This window comes from Mycobacterium sp. P2_H7 (assembly GCF_056403275.1).
The window spans coordinates 212,503-227,584 of sequence record NZ_JBFUFU010000007.1; the positions used below are offsets into that span (position 1 = coordinate 212,503).

Consider the following 15,082-nt stretch of genomic DNA (forward strand, 5'->3'; position numbering starts at 1 on the left):
CGCAAGCCCAACCCTGGGCACAGGGCAGACCATGTCGTTGCCTGCACCGTTGGCGACGTCGGTCGAGACACTTGCACCCAAGTGAAGCATGGCGCCCGGTGATCCAGGCATCAGAGTCCTTTGGCGCTTACGATCGACCCGGGTGCGTGTGTTGGCCGCTTCGGCCGATGATCCGCCGACGACTGAATGGTCCTGGTTGCCAACGACTTCAAGGCAAGCGCTGCACATCGGTTGGGCCACGTTCGCTCGCGTGCGAGCCCGAAGGTCGGCGACAAAGATCCTCGCTCACGCTGGCGGAACCGGACTCACAGGGTTCCGATCCGGGATCGTCGAACCCTTCGATGTGGTGACCTTGAGGCCCGCCCAGGCCATGCGTGCCCGAATACCCAGCCGGCAGGCCAACCACGGCGGCATGCATGGGCGGGGATACAAGGAAAATGGAACTACCACAACGCCGTTCGACATGGTCATGCTTAACGACCTCGATCGGTATCACCTCGTGATCAATGTTATCGAACAGGATTCGACACTGGGTGCACGAGCCGCAGGGCTACGTCAGGAGAAGCTGACGCGCGGCTTCGTGCGCGGGCCTGGACTCGTGAGAGTACGCCGCGTCTCGCGGTGGGTGGGTTGCTGTTGGCCTTCGGGCTGCGATGGCTGCGATGGCTGCGCAAGTCCATCCTTCGCTCCGCCGGCCTTAAAGAGTTGCACGACGAAGACGCGGTCTTTGCGACCGAACTCGCGGCCGCCCGGGTCGCACCGACTGACCGGCGCACCCTGGTCGGTGACTGGTACGCCTTCACCCTGTCGTTCAAGGGCGTGGTCTTGGAAGGTCTGGAGGTCGCCTTCATCGCCGTCACCTTTGGGCCAATCAACATGACATTCCGCTCGCGGCGGGGGCGGCCCTGGCGGCGGTCCTGGTGGTGGCTGCCGCAGGGATCGCGGTGCGGGCCCCGCTTGCCCGGGTACCGGAGAACACCATGAAGTTCGCTGTCGGAATCATGCTCACGTCTTTCGGTATCTTCTGGGGCGCCGAAGGCGCCGGTGCACACTGGCCTGGCGCCGATGTTGCCGTGGTGGCTCTAGTTCCGACCGTCGCTCTTTTCGCCCTTGCGCTCGTCGTGGTCTTGCGCGGGATGACGCGCGGGCCGCAGTTGTCTTCGCCGTCGGCGAACCGGCAGAAGGCCTCGTGATGCGCAGCCTCGCAGCGTTCACCAGGTTCTGGTACCGCTTCATCGTCGGCGACGACTGGCGCGTGGCGGCCGGTGTCCTCGTAGCGCTGGCGCTCACCGGCGCGCTGAGCGCCACAACGACCATCGCGACGTGGTGGGTGCTGCCCGCCGCGGTGCTGATTCTGCTACCCGCGAGCCTGTGGCGCGTCGCCCGCCGACAATCCAGACCGCCAGCGCCTTCCCATCCCAACTGAATGACACTTCAACGGCCACCACGCCGGCCGCAACGATGAGCGCAAGCCCCTTTGCCGGCGCAACCGAAAAGGGCGGGCCCACGCCACACCGGGGACGATGTACGGCGGGATATCACCCACTTTCAGAAGGACAACATTCGCGCGAACCAGCCAGTGCTGGACCTGCTCAAACGACTTCGCGGCCGACAGGGGCTACGCCAAGAAGTGTCACGCAGTAGTCGTTGCCCGTTGAGCCGACGAGGAAGACGGAGCCTTCGTGTCCGCCCAGGTGGGGTTCTTTGGGTTTCCGGCGCCGCCTTTATATGGCGACAGTGCTCAGGGCGTCGTCCAGCGTGGGGCGCACCCCGAGGATGGCGGAGAATCCGATCACATCGAGCGGGCGGCTGGTGGCAGGACCGTCTGCGACGACCGCAAACCGAGTGGCTTCCGGAAGCGCATCGTGTGCGGCGACGAGCACCCCCATTCCGGTCGAGGCCAGGAAGCTGACGGCGCTCAAGTCCACGATGATGGCTTGCGGTGATGTCGCCCTGACCGCGGTGAGCGCGGCTTCCAGTTGCGGCGACGTGATCATGTCGACGGTGCCGCTCACTGAGATGACGGTGACGGATCCGATCTGACGCTCAGTGATCGCGCACGTGCTCACGGCCGCAAGACCGCCCTCGTCGGAATCGGGATCTGGGGTCATGGCCGCCTCTCAAGTGCGCACTGCATGTCCCGTTGACGATAGGAGCCCGGCGGGTGCGTAGCAAAATCGCCGACGGCACGGCTGCGCCTAAGTCGGATCACATCCCGAAGGTGATGCCGACGACCACCGCTGCCACGACGACCAGTCCGCCGGCCAACGCCCACCAGAGGGTGGCTCGCCCGTTCGTGTCGGTCGGTCGTTTCGCGCGCCGAACCCTGCGCAGCACCAGCACTGCCACCAGTAGCGACACGAACACGGCGGTGAGACCGACGATCCAGCCCACCATGCCGTGCACCGGTGTGCCCGCACCTGAGCCGTCATCCCAGAACATGAAATGGGAATGGTGACTGCGTCGATCAGGGACGGCGTCAAGGGTGGATGCCAATACGACGGGGTGTCGTGCGCGCGGATCCGGAGCATCGACGCGCACTGCGCCGGCGCAGACGGTCGCGAGCAATAACCACACAGCGAATGCCGACCTCACCCGAAGTCGGTGATCGCGCATGTTGCGCAGCATAGGGGAGTGCGCTCAGGACGTGACCGCCCCATTCTGTGAATCAACTGGGAATTCAACCGCCGCAGAAAGATTGGCCACAGATCAGCGCGCGATTGCAGGCTCCCGGACCGGCGCCGTCAGCATCGCGGCGAGCATGCCGATGATCTCGTCGAGCGATCCGACAGAGTGCGGCGACCGCTCGAGTTCGGCCAGCAGCGCGAACATCGTGGTGCCCAACGCTGCGATGCGGCCGCGTCGCGCCGACGGGTTCGTCGTCGGAATCGCCCGAGCAAGTCCGTCGAGCACCTCACTCCACGCCGAACCTCCGGAATGGTCGGTATCGGTGGGCAAGTACACCGCCGCAGCCCTGAGAAACTGTGCATAGCAGTCGCTTTCGACTGTGGTCAGGGGCAGCAGCAATACCCTGAGCAGGGCGTGGACATCGTGGCCCGCAGCAGGTCCGAGCGCATCGAGCATGAGTCGCCGTTCGCATTCCATCGGCTCCAGCCGACGCCGCACCACGGCCTCGATCAACTCCTCGCGGTTGCCGAAGTAGTAGTTGACGGCCGAATTGTTGCGCTGGCCCGCGGCGACCGCGATATCGCGTAACGGCACCTGCGTGCCGCGCTCCGCGATCAGTCGTTCGGCCGCATCCAAGATCGCGGTTCGAGCTTGCTGCCCTCGCCTCATGAGCAGAATGATAATTCCCGCTGACAAAATAAGCGAATATGCTTAACTGAGGCCAGTCAGGTGAGGAGACACCATGGTTGAAGACAGCACCATCCGGGAGATCGACACGGGTGTCCCGATGGACCGCTTCGCGCGCGGTTGGCACTGCGTCGGGCTGGCCGCCGACTTCCGCGACGGCACGCCGCACGCCGTCAACGCCTTCGGATCACGGCTGGTGGTCTTCGCCGACTCGCAGGGCGACCTGCAGGTGCTCGACGGCTATTGCCGGCACATGGGTGGGGATCTGTCGCAGGGTTCCGTCAAGGGCGATTCGGTGGCGTGCCCATTCCATGATTGGCGCTGGCAGGGCTCGACGGGCAAGTGCTCGCTGGTGCCCTACGCCAAGCGCACGCCGCGGCTGGCCCGTACCCGGCGCTGGCCGACGGGCGAGGTCAACGGCCAGCTGTTGGTGTGGCACGACCCCGAAGGCGCAGAGCCCACGCCCGAACTGTTCCCACCGACGATCGAGGGCTACGACGAGGGAGAGTGGTCGCCGTGGTCCTGGAACTCGATCCTCATCGAGGGCTCGCACTGCCGCGAGATCGTCGACAACAACGTCGATATGGCGCACTTCTTCTACATCCATCACGCCTATCCCACGTACTTCAAGAACGTCATCGAGGGGCACACCGCCACGCAGTTCATGGAGTCCAAGGCGCGCCCGGACACCACGAAGAACTATGAAAAGCTCTGGGAGGGAACGAAGTTGCGGTCGGAGGCCACCTACTTCGGCCCCGCCTACATGATCAACTGGCTGCACAACGACGTCGCGCCCGACTTCACCATCGAGGTGGCCCTGATCAACTGCCACTACCCGGTGTCGCACGACTCGTTCGTGCTGCAGTGGGGTGTGGCGGTGCAGCTGATCCCGGGGATGCCTGCCGAGAACGCCGCCAAGCTCGCCAAGGCGATGAACACCTCATTCGGCGAGGGCTTCATGGAGGATGTCGAGATCTGGAAACACAAGAGCCGCATCGAGAATCCGCTGCTCACCGAGGAGGACGGCGCGGTCTATCAGCACCGGCGCTGGTATGAGCAGTTCTACGTCGACGCTGCCGATGTCTCCAGCGACATGACCGACCGGTTCGAGTTGGAAGTGGACACCCACCATGCCAACGGCTTCTGGCAGCAGGAGGTCGCCGAGAACCTGCAGCAGACGGCGACGCTTCAGGGTCAGATCACGTAAGGCGCGATCAACGTGGTGGCGCCCAACACCACCAGTCCGATCAGGAACGCCACGATCGTGAAGCCCATCACCTGGCGCACATTGAGTTTCGCGATCGCCAGCAGCGGCAGCAGCCAGAACGGCTGGATCATGTTCGCGACCCCTTCGCCGACGGCGACCGCCATGGAGATCAACCCCAGGTAGGCAGGCGAGCCTTGACCGATGGCCAGCGCCGAGTCGACGGCGATCGGTCCCTGAACCGCCCAGTGCCCGCCGCCGGATGGCACGAACAAGCTGATGATCACCGAACCGATGAACGTCAGGAACGGCAGCGTGTACTCCGTCGCTCCACTGACCAACGTCTGAGCCAACAATGTCTGCAGCGGCGTCGAATCGGTGACCGCGTGATAGCCCAGCAGGCCCACCAGTCCGCCGTAGAGCGGGTACTGCAACAGCAACGGTCCGGAAACCTTTGCGGCGCCGGTGAATGCGCGGATGAACCGGATGGGCGTGCGGTGCAACAGCGCGCTGGTGACGGTGAACAGCATGATCATCGACGAGATGTTCAGTGCGAAACCGCTGACGCAGAAGTAGGCGACACCCGCGGCGAACACGAGGACATTGAGGATCCACAGATTCTCCAGCCACTCCGCGAATGTCTTCTTGCCGTCGGCCTCGATCGGCGGCTGGTCCTCGTCTTCGAACACCGCGGGATCGGGTGCGAGGCTTTGCGCGGGCTCCATCCGCCAGATCGCCAGCGCGAGTAGCGCGAGCAGGATGATCGCCGACAACCAGCTGTACGGCTGGAAGATGGTCTGGCTCAAAGGCACCGTGATGTTCGTCAACTTGTGGATCACGTTGATCGGACTGCCGCTGTCGGTGTTGGCCAGCGCGATGGACGAGGACAGTCCCTGCGTCCAGACGATGAAGCCCATGAACGCCCCCGCGATGAGATAGCCGAAATGCGAATCGGGGAAGCGCTTGGCGACCTGCCGGGCGACCAGCGCACCGGCCACCAAGCCGAGTCCCCAGTTCAGCAGGGCGAGAACGGCACTCACCCCGAAACACAGCAGCGCACCCTGGACCTGCGTGGTCGGCTTGCTCGCAATGGCGACAATCGCCCGCTTCAGGATCGGAGCTTCGGCGAGCGTGTAGCCCGTCACCAGGATGAGCACCATCTGGAAGGCGAAAGTGAAGATGTTCTGCGGTCCCCAGACGCCGCCGTACCACGCCTTGAGCATGCCGCTGGGCGAGGCGTCGTTCACCAGTAGGGCGACCAGTGCGGCGACGATGAGCGTTAGGATCACTGCGAACAGGTAGGGGTCGGGCATCAGACGCTCGACATACCGGACACAGATTCCGGTGAGGGATTGCATGACGCCCCGGTGTTCGGGCTTGCGATCTTCGCTCGTCGTCGTCATGGATCTGCTCCCGCCGAATCGACCGCCCCATGGCGGGTTCGCACGGACTTTAGTTCAGGCCGGCATGGCGGCGTGGCAAAGATGATGTACTGGAGCACGGGGTAAATCGACACGTCATCGAGGGGGAATCATGCGGGGGACACCGATTCGGCTACTGGCCGGCGCACTTGGGGCCGGTGCGTTGCTGGCGTTCGCGGGCGGGACGGCGGCCGCATGGCCCATCCCGATCACGCCGGAACAGCAGAACTTCATCAACCAGGCGCGCGGCGCGGGATTCCCCGGCGGCGATGACCAGATCTTGATGGCCGGCCAGCAGGCCTGCCGCGCGTTGTACATCCGTCAGGGTGTGCAAGGGGCGATCGACACCGTGGCGGGCCCCAACGGTGCGACACCGGAGCAGGCGGCCGGACTGGTGGCGGCCGCGCGCGGCACGCTGTGTACGCAGGCGCCCGGCTGATCTGACCGTGACTACTGCGGGTGCGCCGCCAGGTACTCGACCGCCGGGATCGGTGTGTCGGCGGCGTATCCGATCGGCAGCAGCACGTCACCGGCGGTCGTCACGTAGTAGACGTCCCAGCGGTAGAAGGTGGGGAACACCGCCGGATCGGCGGCCATGGCGGCCGCGTAGTCGTTGACCGCGCGCACATATTCGTCGGCGTGGTTGTAGCGGAACAGCGCGTGATCATGGTCGCCCGCGAAACCGTTGGCGGCCAGATACCGCCCGGCCGCCATGATGCTGTCGCGCGGTGCGCGGATGTCGCCCTCTCCGTACGCCGCGAAGGTGGACGGCAGGAACTGCATCGGCCCCTGCGCGCCCGCCACACTGTCGCCGGCGATACTGCCGAAACGGGTCTCGATCAGGTTGATGGCGGCCAGATAGTTCCAGCCGACACCCGAGGCGGCCTCGGATTCGCGGTAGTAGGTCATCAGCTCGTCGGCGGGCGCCGGGGCGTTGATGCGCCAGGCCGGCACAGTGTCCTTGGGGTGGGCCATCGCGGCCAGTTGGCGGCGGGCGTCGACATTGCGGTCGAAGACCTCGGACAGTTCACCCGGGATGCGCGGCCGGATGACGCCGTCCCATTCGGGGTGACGGCCGATGGCCCGGTAGGCCACCTGCTGCCGGCGCGCCGCTTGTGCGAGGGCAGGCTCCGATGCGGCCGGGTCGCGCAGCGTGCGCTCGTCGGCCACCAGATCGTCGGCCAGCTGGGCCGGGTCCGCGGACAGCGTCGGCTGTGCGCCGGTCACCGTGGTCGTCTCGTCGAGCATGGTGGCACGCGGTGGGTTGTGTACCGGTGCGGCGGCCGTCGGTGTGGGTGGCGGCGGAGTAGAGCAGCCCACGACCGCCGCCATCAGCGCGGCGAACATCATGGTTGCGGTGATGACCCGGTCGCGGCGCACGGCGGCCAGTCTAGGTGTTTTACTTCGGTAGTCGCCGTTTCAGCCTGGCGCTCTTGAGCATCCGGACGCCCAGGTTGGTGGAGGTGAACATCGGGATCACGCCCAGGAAGGTGCGTTCCGAGGGGCGTAGACCGTGCAGGTGTTCAAGGCTGCCGAACACGTAGAAGCAGCCGATGCTGAAGATGGTCAGCGGGATGCACAACGCCAGGAAAGACCCGCGGTCGGTCACCACCTGCCGCGCCAGGGTGACTTCCTCATCGGTCATCGGTTCACGCGTGCGCAGTTTGCGCAGCACCTCCGCGATGCCGCCGACGCCCTCACTGAGTTGCAGTGTCGGCCGGCGCACCAACCGTGCCACGAAGATCGAACCGAGCGTGGCGAAAACCATGATGGCACAGAAGAAGATGACGGTCAGTACGGCCCACATACTCATCGCCGCACCCCCGCGAAGTCGGTCGGTTCGCGCAGCGGACGGGTGCGCACCAGCGTCGGCCACCAGAACCAGGGGCCCAGAATCCGGATCAAGCACGGCACGATGAACGACCGCACGATCAAGGTGTCCAGCAATAGTCCGATGCACACCGTCGTGCCGACCTGGCCGATGGTCCGCAGGTCACTGGTGAGCATCGCGAGCATGGTGAACGCGAACACCAACCCCGCCGAGGTCACCACGCCTCCCGTGCTGCCCAGCGCGCGGATCAGGCCGGTGTGCAGTCCGGCGTGCACTTCCTCCTTCACCCGGGCGATCAGCAGCAGGTTGTAGTCGGATCCGACCGCGACCAGGATGATGAACGTGATCGGCAGCACCAGCCAATGCAGGTGCAGCCCGATCAGGTGCTGCCACACCAGCACCGACAGTCCGAACGCACCGGCGAACGAGAAGGCCACGGTCCCGGGAATCGCCAAGGCGGCGATCAGACTTCGCGTGATGAACAACATGATCAGGAAGATCAGGATGAACGCGGCGATCGCCACGATCAGCAGATCCGATGCCGCATATTGCTTGATGTCCTTGTTGTTGGACCCGGCGCCGCCGATGTACACCCGGGACCCCGCCAGGGAGGTCTCCTTCAGTGCCGCCTTGATGGCGTCGGGGAACTGTTCGACGTGTTCGACGCCCTCGGGTCCCATCGCATTGCCCTCGTGGGTGACGATGAACCGCGCGGCTTTGCCGTCGGGCGAGATCATCAGTGTCATACCGGTCTTGACGTCTTCGTTGTCGAAGGCTTCCCGCGGCATGTAGAAGAAGTCGTCGCTGCGGGAGGCGTCGAAATCGTTGCCCACGTTGATCATGTCGTCGAAGGTCTGGTCGGTCTGGGTGGACTGCAGATGCGACGGCCCGTAGGAGTTGACGATGACGGCCTGCAGGGCCTGGGTCTGGTCACGCTGAATCTTCAACTGGGTGATCATCTGCGGCATCAGCGCGTCGATGGCCTGGAAATCAGCGGTCGCATTGGCGATCTGGGCGTTGAGTGCGTCGATACCGTCCAGCCCGTCGAACAGCGACTTGAAGGCGAAGCACACCGGAATGTCGAAACAGTGTGGCTCCCAGTAGAAGTAGTTCTTCAGGGGCCGCATGAAGTCGTCCAGGTTGGCGATATCGGAATTGACCTCGTCGGTGACCTGCTGCAGGTTCTCGAAGGTCAGCACCGTGCTGTGCAGGTCATCGGCCATCTTCTGGGTGAGGTCGATCGTCTTGCCCAGGGTGGCAACGGTATCCGCCTGGATCTGGGCCTGCTTGTCGGTGTCGCCGTTGGCCTGCTGGTTGAACGGCAGTTGCTGTCCGCTGCCGCTGCCCTGCGTGGTGAACAGGTAGGGAATGCTGGCGTGGTCCAACGGCCGGCCCAGGGGGCGGGTGATGCTCTGCACCATCGCCACCCCAGGCAGCCTGATGAGGGCTTTGGCCACCCGGTCCAGGGAAATGAAATCCGCCGAGTTGCGCAGGTCGTGGTCGGACTCGACCATCAGCATCTCGGTGAACAGCTTGCTCTGCGAGAAGTGCCTATCCGAGGCGGCGAAGCCCTGATTGGCGGGTGCGTCCGTCGGTTGGTAGGTGCGGTCGTCGTAGCTCACCCGGTAGGTGGGGACGAAAATTGCCCCGAGCATGACTACCGCGCAGCTGGCGGCCAGGATCGGCACCGGCCAGCGGACGACGCTGGCCGCGATGCGCCGGTAAAAGTGGCCTCTGACAACTCGTTTCGGATCGAACAAGCCGAAGAGGCTGCCCATCGTCAGGATCGCCGGGCCCAGCGTCAACGCAGCGGAGACGGTCAGCAGCATGGCGATGGCGACCGCGGGACCCATGGTGTGGAAGTAGTCCAGGCGGGCGAAGCTGAGGCAGAAACCGGCCCCGGCAATCGTCAGACCGGAGCCGATGATGATGGGGGAGACGCCCTTGTAGGCGGTGTAGTAGGCCTCCTCGCGGGTCTCGCCGGCCTGCCGTGCCTCGTGGTAGCGGCCCAACAAGAAGATGCCGTAATCGGTTCCGGCGCCCAGCGTCAGCGAGACGACCATGTTCACCGCGAAGGATGACAGCGGAATGACGCCATAGTGGCCGAGCGTGGACACCACGCCCTTGGCGATGAGCATCTCGAACAACACACTGCCCAGCGGCACCAGCACGGTGCTGGGTGCGCGATAGACGATGAGCAGCATCGCGATGATCAGGAAGATCGTCACGATGGTGATGTTGTTCAAGCTGGAATTCGCAATGGACAGGGTGTCGCTGGCGAGCGGCGCCGCTCCGCTGACGTAGACCTTGAGGCCGGGCGGCGGGGTGTCCTTGGCGACGATATCGCGGACCGCCGCCACGGATTGGTTGGCCTGGATCTGGCCGATGTCGCCGGCGAGGCGCAACAACACGTAAGTGGCCTTGCCGTCGACGCTCTGGGCGCCGGCCGCGGTGATCGGCTTGCCCCACAGGTCCATCACGTACTGCACATGCGTGGTGTCGTGCTGCAGGCGCTGCATCAGGTCGTCGTAAAAGCGGTGGTCCTGATCGTCGAGCGGATGGTCGGCTTCGAGCACCACCATGGTCAGGCTGGTGGACGTCGACTCCTGGAACTTCTCGCCGATGTGCAGCATCGCCACCTGGGACGGGGCGTAGGTCGGGATCATCGGACCGGCCAGTTCGGCGGCCACGTCCTCGACCTTCGGAATGAAGGTGTTGGTGGTGACGGCCACCAGACCCCAGAAGACGATGATCGGAAGGGCCAGCAGGCGAACCGTTCTGGCGAAGAACGGGCGCTTGGCCTGATGCGCGCTCACGCGGACTTGACCCGGCAGGTGACGTCCGCATTCGACCGGGTGGCCGACTGCTCGTCGCGCACCACGCCGTTCACCAGCATCCGGCATCCGATCTGGCCGCCTTTGACCTGCGCCGAGATGCTGCCGGACACCACGGTGAGGGTGGTGGTCTCGCTGTGCGACCAGGGCAGCTCGCTGATCTCCACCCGGTGCGGGTGGGCGTCGAGATCCACGTAGACCAACATGCCACCGTTGCCCAGATCTCCGAACAGCTCGTAGGTGAGCTGTTTGGGGGTGAACTCCTCGGGTGCCTGCGGGCCGTTGACCGCGATCACCGGTCCCGGAGCGGAGGCCTGGTGCACCTTCCACATGCACACCGCCCCGACGGTGACCGCGACGACGGCGACCAACGGTAGCCAGGCCCGTTCCAGGAACACCCTGCCTGCGGAACGCTGGCTCACTCACACACCCCGATCCAAGCCGTGGTCGGTCCACGCGCGTCGAAATCTATATCGCATATGGGATCTAAAATCATTCCGCTCGGCAACGTGAGCGCGGGGATTCACAGGCCATTGGCAGGTAAGTGCCCCGTCCTAACCGGTTTCTGGAGCGTCAATTCAATCCTGCACGTGATATAAATTCCTGGTGGCGGCCACGGGCGATGACGCGGCAACGGTGTCGGCGATGATCGAGACCAGCACCGACCTGATGTGGCGCTACCTGGTGGACCGCGACAGCCTCAGCGCCAGCGCCACCTTGGTGCTCAACCGGCTGCACCGCGAGGGCCCGATGCGGTTGACCGCGCTGGCCGAGGCCGAGGGCTCCAGCCAATCCGGGATGACGCAGCTGGTGCAGCGGATGGAACGCCAGGGCCTGGTGGAACGCTGGAGCGATCCCGAGGATGGCCGCGTCTCGCTGGTGAAGGTCGGCACTGCCGGGCAAGAACTGTGGGCCGGGCGTAAGGAGCTACGGCTTGAGCGCATCACCCAGATGCTGAACGGTTTGTCCGATGAGGACCGCACAGCGCTGTGGCTGGCCGCCCAGGTCGCGTCCCGGGTGCTGGGCCAGATGCGTGAGCTCGCCGACGACTAACCGGCGGCCCACTCCTTCGCCTTTTCCAACTCGTCGAGGCCGAAGATCGCGAGCTCGCCGGGCACCATCCACGCCAGCGCGTGCAGGGTGTGCTTGACCCACTCCTTGTCCGACACCACCGCGATTCGCTTGAACGCGGAGTGGTGCTGCAGCAGCGCGCCGAAGCCCAGCTTCAGATCCTGGGCCAGCCCGCCCGGACCGAAGCCCTCGTAGTCGGGTGCGATGACCTCGACGATCCGGATCTCGCCTGCGCTGCCGAGCTGTTCCATCGTCGGCGCGAACGCGCGCAGGTCCTCGCCCCTGATCCGGCCGGACACCCGGATGCCCGTCACGCCGTCGGGAACGTCCTGCAATACCTCAATCATGTGAATCCCCTTTCACTCTCATCGAGCCAGGTCCCACTGACCGAAGTCGGGTGCCAGCACCTGATCCTCGTCGACATGGGTGTCGTTGAGCACCGCCCCGGGATCGGAGCCCGCGAAGATCACCGACTGGTACAGCACCGCGGCCGGGGCCCGCTCGCTGCGCGACCACGCCCGGGTCTGCCAGGCCCAACGGTAACCGGCGGCCGACGAGTGCCCGATCACGTCGTCGTCGGCCGCCCACGTGCAGGCGCGGGCGTGCCCGTAGATGCCGGTACGGGCCGCGCCCAGCACCGAATTGATGCCGCGGAACCACTGCAGTGCAGTGCTTTTCCAGGTCGCGGCGTCGATGTCCTCGTCGACGCTGAAGAAGATCGGCGCCGAGGCTGGGCCGCCCGCGGCCGCATGCAGGCTCAACGCGCTCTGGGCGTCAGCGACGCCCCCGTCGAATCCGCGGGTGTAGTCCGACGGGTCCGGCCAATCCGGCTTGCCGTACTGGAAATTGCTCACGACGTGCAGGCCTGCCGCGCGCAGGGAATCGGCATAGGCTCGGGTGACCGGCTTGAAATCGAAGTTCGCACCTGGCCGGGACTCGGATACGAAGACCACCGCGCCGGCGTAACCTGCGGCGGCGATCTGGTCGGCCGGGACCAGTCGTTGCGCGAAATCGATCATCGTCGCAGCATCCGCGCGTGCCAGTACGGCGGGCGTAACGGCGAGGGCCGGCGCAGCGAGTAAGTACCGGAGGATGTCACGGCGAGCGGGGTACCGCACGGGGTGCATCTTACGGACGTTCCCGGGGGGCGGCGTCCGGTTATAACGATTCCCACGCCCAATGGTTGCTATTCGATAAGCGAGACTGATTACAGAGTGTTGGCAAACTATGGTCGCCAAGTGGATCGTCGTACCGCCCTCAAACTGCCCCTCTTTCTGGCGGCCGGCGCTGCGCTGACCCAATTACCTTTTGCCTCGGCAGATTCCGCGCGATGGACCGCCGATCGTGCCAATGCCTGGTACAAAGCTCAGGATTGGCTGGTAGGGGCCAACTACATCCCGGCAAACGCCATCAACCAGCTGGAGATGTGGCAGTCAGGCACCTATGACCCGCGCCGCATCGACGGCGAACTCCGGGTCGCTCAGCAGATCGGCTTCAACACCATGCGGGTGTTCCTGCACGATCAGCTGTGGGTGCAGGACCGCGTCGGATTCCAGCGCAAGCTCGCGCAGTTCGTCGCCATCGCGGCGAGCCACGGCATCAAACCGCTGTTCGTTTTGTTCGACTCCTGCTGGGATCCGAACCCGAAGCTCGGACCGCAGCACGCCCTGGTGCCCGGTGTGCACAATTCGGGCTGGGTGCAGAGCCCGGGCGCGGCCCTGCTGGGCGACCAGCGTTATCGGAATGTGTTGTACGACTACGTCACCGGCGTGATCGGACTGTTCCGCAACGACAGTAGGGTGTTGGGCTGGGACCTGTGGAACGAACCCGACAACCCCGCGAAGGTCTACCGCAAGACGGAACGGTCCGACAAGGTCGCCCTGGTGACGGCGCTGCTCCCGCAGGTGTTCGGGTGGGCGCGTACCGTCAATGCCGTCCAGCCGTTGACAAGCGCTGTCTGGCAGGACAGTTGGGCGCCCGACAAGCTCAGCGACATGGCGCGCCTGCAGCTGGACAACTCCGATGTGATCAGCTTCCACTCGTACGGCAAGCCTGTCGACTTCGAGGCCCGCGTCAACGAGATCGCGCCGCTGGGCCGGCCGCTGCTGTGCACCGAGTACCTGGCCCGCCCGGAAGGCAGCACCATCGAAGCCATCCTGCCCATCGCGAAGCGCCGCAACATCGGGATGTACAACTGGGGCTTCGTGGCGGGCAAGACGCAGACGTACTTCCCGTGGGATTCCTGGGACCACCCGGATCCCGCCGAGCCCAAGCTGTGGTTTCACGACCTGCTGTACCCCGACGGCCGCGCCTACCGGGACAGTGAGATCCAGACCATCCAGTCGCTGACCGGGCGGGTTCGTCAGACCTGACCGAGGTGGTCCAGGATTGCCGCTGCCACGGCGTCGGGCTGGTCGACCTGTAGGAAATGCCCTGCGCCTGCGATGATCTGAACCGTGCTGCCGGCAGGCAGGAAGTCCAGGGCCTGCTCGACGTAGCCGACCTGCATGGCGCCGTCCTGGTCCCCGTGTAACACCAGCATCGGCTTGCGGGGCAGGTCCAGCCAGTACCGGTGCAGATGCTCGTAGGGCGGCGACGCCGGCGTGAAGCGGACGGCGTCCCGGTAGTACGCGACGGCAGCCTTGCGGTGCGCGGGGGTGGGCAGCGCCGCCAGCGTCCGCGCCACGTCGCCGTCGACGTCCACGTCCCGGGGTGACCAGTCCTTCCACAGCCGGGGGATCACGCGGTGCAGGACGCGTTCCGGGACGAGCGGAGTCTGGAAGAACAGGATGTACCAACTCATCCGCAGCTGGATTGCGGCCATCTTGGCGGTGCGCGCCGGACTGAACTTCGACTCGGAGATGGCCTTGATCGGTGGGAGTGCCATGGAGATGTGCGCGGCGAACGGTGAGTCCGGGTAGGCGGCCAAGGCGTTGGTGGTCCACCCACCCCAGTCATGACCGATCAGGACGGCATCGTCGGGGGAGCCGAGCGCGGCATGCAGGTCGATCAGATCCGACATGAGGGCGCCCAGGTGATAGTCCCCGTCGGGTGCGGGCCCGGTCGGGCCGTAGCCCCTGGTGAACGGGGCGATGACGCGAAAACCCCTGGCGCCCAGCGCCGGAGCGATGTGCCGCCAGCTGTGGGCGCTGTCCGGGAATCCGTGCACGCACAGGGCCACGCGGCCGTCAGCGGGTCCCCACTCCAGAGCGGACATGCGCAGACGGGGCAGGTCGAAGTCCAGGACGCGGGGGTCGGCCATTTTCTGACCATACAAGATGGGGTCTGTGTGTTGTCGTCGGTTTGGGAGTCATGCGTGGAAGGCGCCGAGGCCGAGAGTTGTAGGTTCCAGATTCTTGTGTCGGATTCCAGAATGAAAAGTCGGAACCTGTCGGAACCGACGTTT

The 15,082-nt window shown here is 65.2% G+C and carries 18 protein-coding genes and 1 pseudogene; 8 read left to right on the forward strand and 11 right to left on the reverse strand.

Features of this window, described 5'->3' with window-relative positions; genetic code table 11:
- Nucleotides 1-379 precede the first annotated feature (379 nt).
- From AC1DY7_RS11085 to AC1DY7_RS11100, 4 genes and pseudogenes are all read left to right on the forward strand, one after another.
- Nucleotides 380-603, forward strand: a pseudogene (locus AC1DY7_RS11085) (phosphoketolase family protein); the annotation flags it as partial.
- Nucleotides 604-621: 18 nt separating this feature from the next.
- A complete protein-coding gene (locus tag AC1DY7_RS11090; protein WP_477493821.1) occupies nt 622-984 on the forward strand; it encodes a hypothetical protein in 363 nt (120 codons plus the stop codon).
- Nucleotides 981-1,193, forward strand: coding sequence for a hypothetical protein (locus AC1DY7_RS11095; protein ID WP_477493722.1), 213 nt, complete (start codon nt 981-983; stop codon nt 1,191-1,193). Before AC1DY7_RS11090 ends, AC1DY7_RS11095 begins: the two co-directional genes overlap by 4 nt.
- The gene (locus AC1DY7_RS11100) at nt 1,193-1,426 is read left to right on the forward strand and encodes a hypothetical protein (RefSeq protein WP_477493723.1); all 234 of its coding nucleotides are present in this window, start codon (nt 1,193-1,195) and stop codon (nt 1,424-1,426) included. The genes AC1DY7_RS11095 and AC1DY7_RS11100 overlap by 1 nt, the downstream gene beginning before the upstream one ends.
- Before the next feature lie 298 nt (nt 1,427-1,724).
- On the opposite strand, the gene AC1DY7_RS11105 is transcribed toward AC1DY7_RS11100, so the two are convergent.
- The 3 genes from AC1DY7_RS11105 to AC1DY7_RS11115 all read right to left on the reverse strand — a co-directional run bounded on the left by AC1DY7_RS11105 (nt 1,725) and on the right by AC1DY7_RS11115 (nt 3,297).
- Nucleotides 1,725-2,111, reverse strand: a complete 387-nt coding sequence (locus AC1DY7_RS11105; RefSeq protein WP_477493724.1) for an STAS domain-containing protein — start codon at nt 2,109-2,111, stop codon at nt 1,725-1,727.
- Nucleotides 2,112-2,208: 97 nt separating this feature from the next.
- Entirely contained in the window at nt 2,209-2,442 is a 234-nt protein-coding gene (locus tag AC1DY7_RS11110) for a hypothetical protein (protein ID WP_477493725.1), read from the reverse strand.
- A gap of 267 nt (nt 2,443-2,709) precedes the next feature.
- Nucleotides 2,710-3,297, reverse strand: coding sequence for a TetR family transcriptional regulator (locus AC1DY7_RS11115; RefSeq protein ID WP_477493726.1), 588 nt, complete (start codon nt 3,295-3,297; stop codon nt 2,710-2,712).
- 73 nt (nt 3,298-3,370) lie between these two features.
- Between AC1DY7_RS11115 and AC1DY7_RS11120 the strand changes: the two genes are divergently transcribed.
- On the forward strand, nt 3,371-4,522 hold the full coding sequence (locus AC1DY7_RS11120; RefSeq protein WP_477493727.1) for a 3-ketosteroid-9-alpha-monooxygenase, oxygenase component: 1,152 nt from the start codon (nt 3,371-3,373) through the stop codon (nt 4,520-4,522).
- On the opposite strand, the gene AC1DY7_RS11125 is transcribed toward AC1DY7_RS11120, so the two are convergent.
- Nucleotides 4,510-5,922 carry a TIGR00366 family protein gene (locus tag AC1DY7_RS11125; protein WP_477493728.1) on the reverse strand — a complete coding sequence of 471 codons (1,413 nt, stop codon included), beginning with the start codon at nt 5,920-5,922 and terminating at the stop codon, nt 4,510-4,512. The genes AC1DY7_RS11120 and AC1DY7_RS11125 overlap by 13 nt on opposite strands.
- Before the next feature lie 130 nt (nt 5,923-6,052).
- On the opposite strand from AC1DY7_RS11125, the gene AC1DY7_RS11130 reads away from it, so the two are divergent.
- Nucleotides 6,053-6,379 carry a DUF732 domain-containing protein gene (locus AC1DY7_RS11130; protein ID WP_477493729.1) on the forward strand — a complete coding sequence of 109 codons (327 nt, stop codon included), beginning with the start codon at nt 6,053-6,055 and terminating at the stop codon, nt 6,377-6,379.
- A gap of 11 nt (nt 6,380-6,390) precedes the next feature.
- Here the strand turns inward: AC1DY7_RS11130 and AC1DY7_RS11135 are convergent, their stop codons facing one another.
- The 4 genes from AC1DY7_RS11135 to AC1DY7_RS11150 form a co-directional block, all read right to left on the reverse strand.
- Nucleotides 6,391-7,188, reverse strand: a complete 798-nt coding sequence (locus AC1DY7_RS11135) for a lytic transglycosylase domain-containing protein (protein ID WP_477493814.1) — start codon at nt 7,186-7,188, stop codon at nt 6,391-6,393.
- Between the two features lie 151 nt (nt 7,189-7,339).
- Complete coding sequence (locus AC1DY7_RS11140) at nt 7,340-7,753, reverse strand: hypothetical protein (protein WP_477493730.1); 414 nt, start codon at nt 7,751-7,753, stop codon at nt 7,340-7,342.
- A complete protein-coding gene (locus tag AC1DY7_RS11145; protein ID WP_477493731.1) occupies nt 7,750-10,587 on the reverse strand; it encodes an MMPL/RND family transporter in 2,838 nt (945 codons plus the stop codon). Before AC1DY7_RS11145 ends, AC1DY7_RS11140 begins: the two co-directional genes overlap by 4 nt.
- On the reverse strand, nt 10,584-11,027 hold the full coding sequence (locus AC1DY7_RS11150) for an MmpS family transport accessory protein (protein ID WP_477493732.1): 444 nt from the start codon (nt 11,025-11,027) through the stop codon (nt 10,584-10,586). Before AC1DY7_RS11150 ends, AC1DY7_RS11145 begins: the two co-directional genes overlap by 4 nt.
- 184 nt (nt 11,028-11,211) lie before the next feature.
- Between AC1DY7_RS11150 and AC1DY7_RS11155 the strand changes: the two genes are divergently transcribed.
- Nucleotides 11,212-11,658: a MarR family transcriptional regulator gene (locus AC1DY7_RS11155; RefSeq protein ID WP_477493733.1), complete on the forward strand. Its 447-nt coding sequence runs from the start codon at nt 11,212-11,214 to the stop codon at nt 11,656-11,658.
- On the opposite strand, the gene AC1DY7_RS11160 is transcribed toward AC1DY7_RS11155, so the two are convergent.
- On the reverse strand, nt 11,655-12,023 hold the full coding sequence (locus AC1DY7_RS11160; RefSeq protein WP_477493734.1) for a SpoIIAA family protein: 369 nt from the start codon (nt 12,021-12,023) through the stop codon (nt 11,655-11,657). The two genes, AC1DY7_RS11155 and AC1DY7_RS11160, sit on opposite strands and share 4 nt — an antisense overlap.
- 18 nt (nt 12,024-12,041) lie before the next feature.
- Nucleotides 12,042-12,803: a DUF1906 domain-containing protein gene (locus AC1DY7_RS11165; RefSeq protein WP_477493735.1), complete on the reverse strand. Its 762-nt coding sequence runs from the start codon at nt 12,801-12,803 to the stop codon at nt 12,042-12,044.
- Between the two features lie 111 nt (nt 12,804-12,914).
- Between AC1DY7_RS11165 and AC1DY7_RS11170 the strand changes: the two genes are divergently transcribed.
- Complete coding sequence (locus AC1DY7_RS11170; protein WP_477493736.1) at nt 12,915-14,048, forward strand: glycoside hydrolase 5 family protein; 1,134 nt, start codon at nt 12,915-12,917, stop codon at nt 14,046-14,048.
- Here the strand turns inward: AC1DY7_RS11170 and AC1DY7_RS11175 are convergent.
- Nucleotides 14,039-14,938 (reverse strand): alpha/beta fold hydrolase, encoded by a 900-nt coding sequence (locus AC1DY7_RS11175; protein ID WP_477493737.1) that lies wholly within the window; start codon nt 14,936-14,938, stop codon nt 14,039-14,041. The genes AC1DY7_RS11170 and AC1DY7_RS11175 overlap by 10 nt on opposite strands.
- Nucleotides 14,939-15,082: the final 144 nt, after the last annotated feature.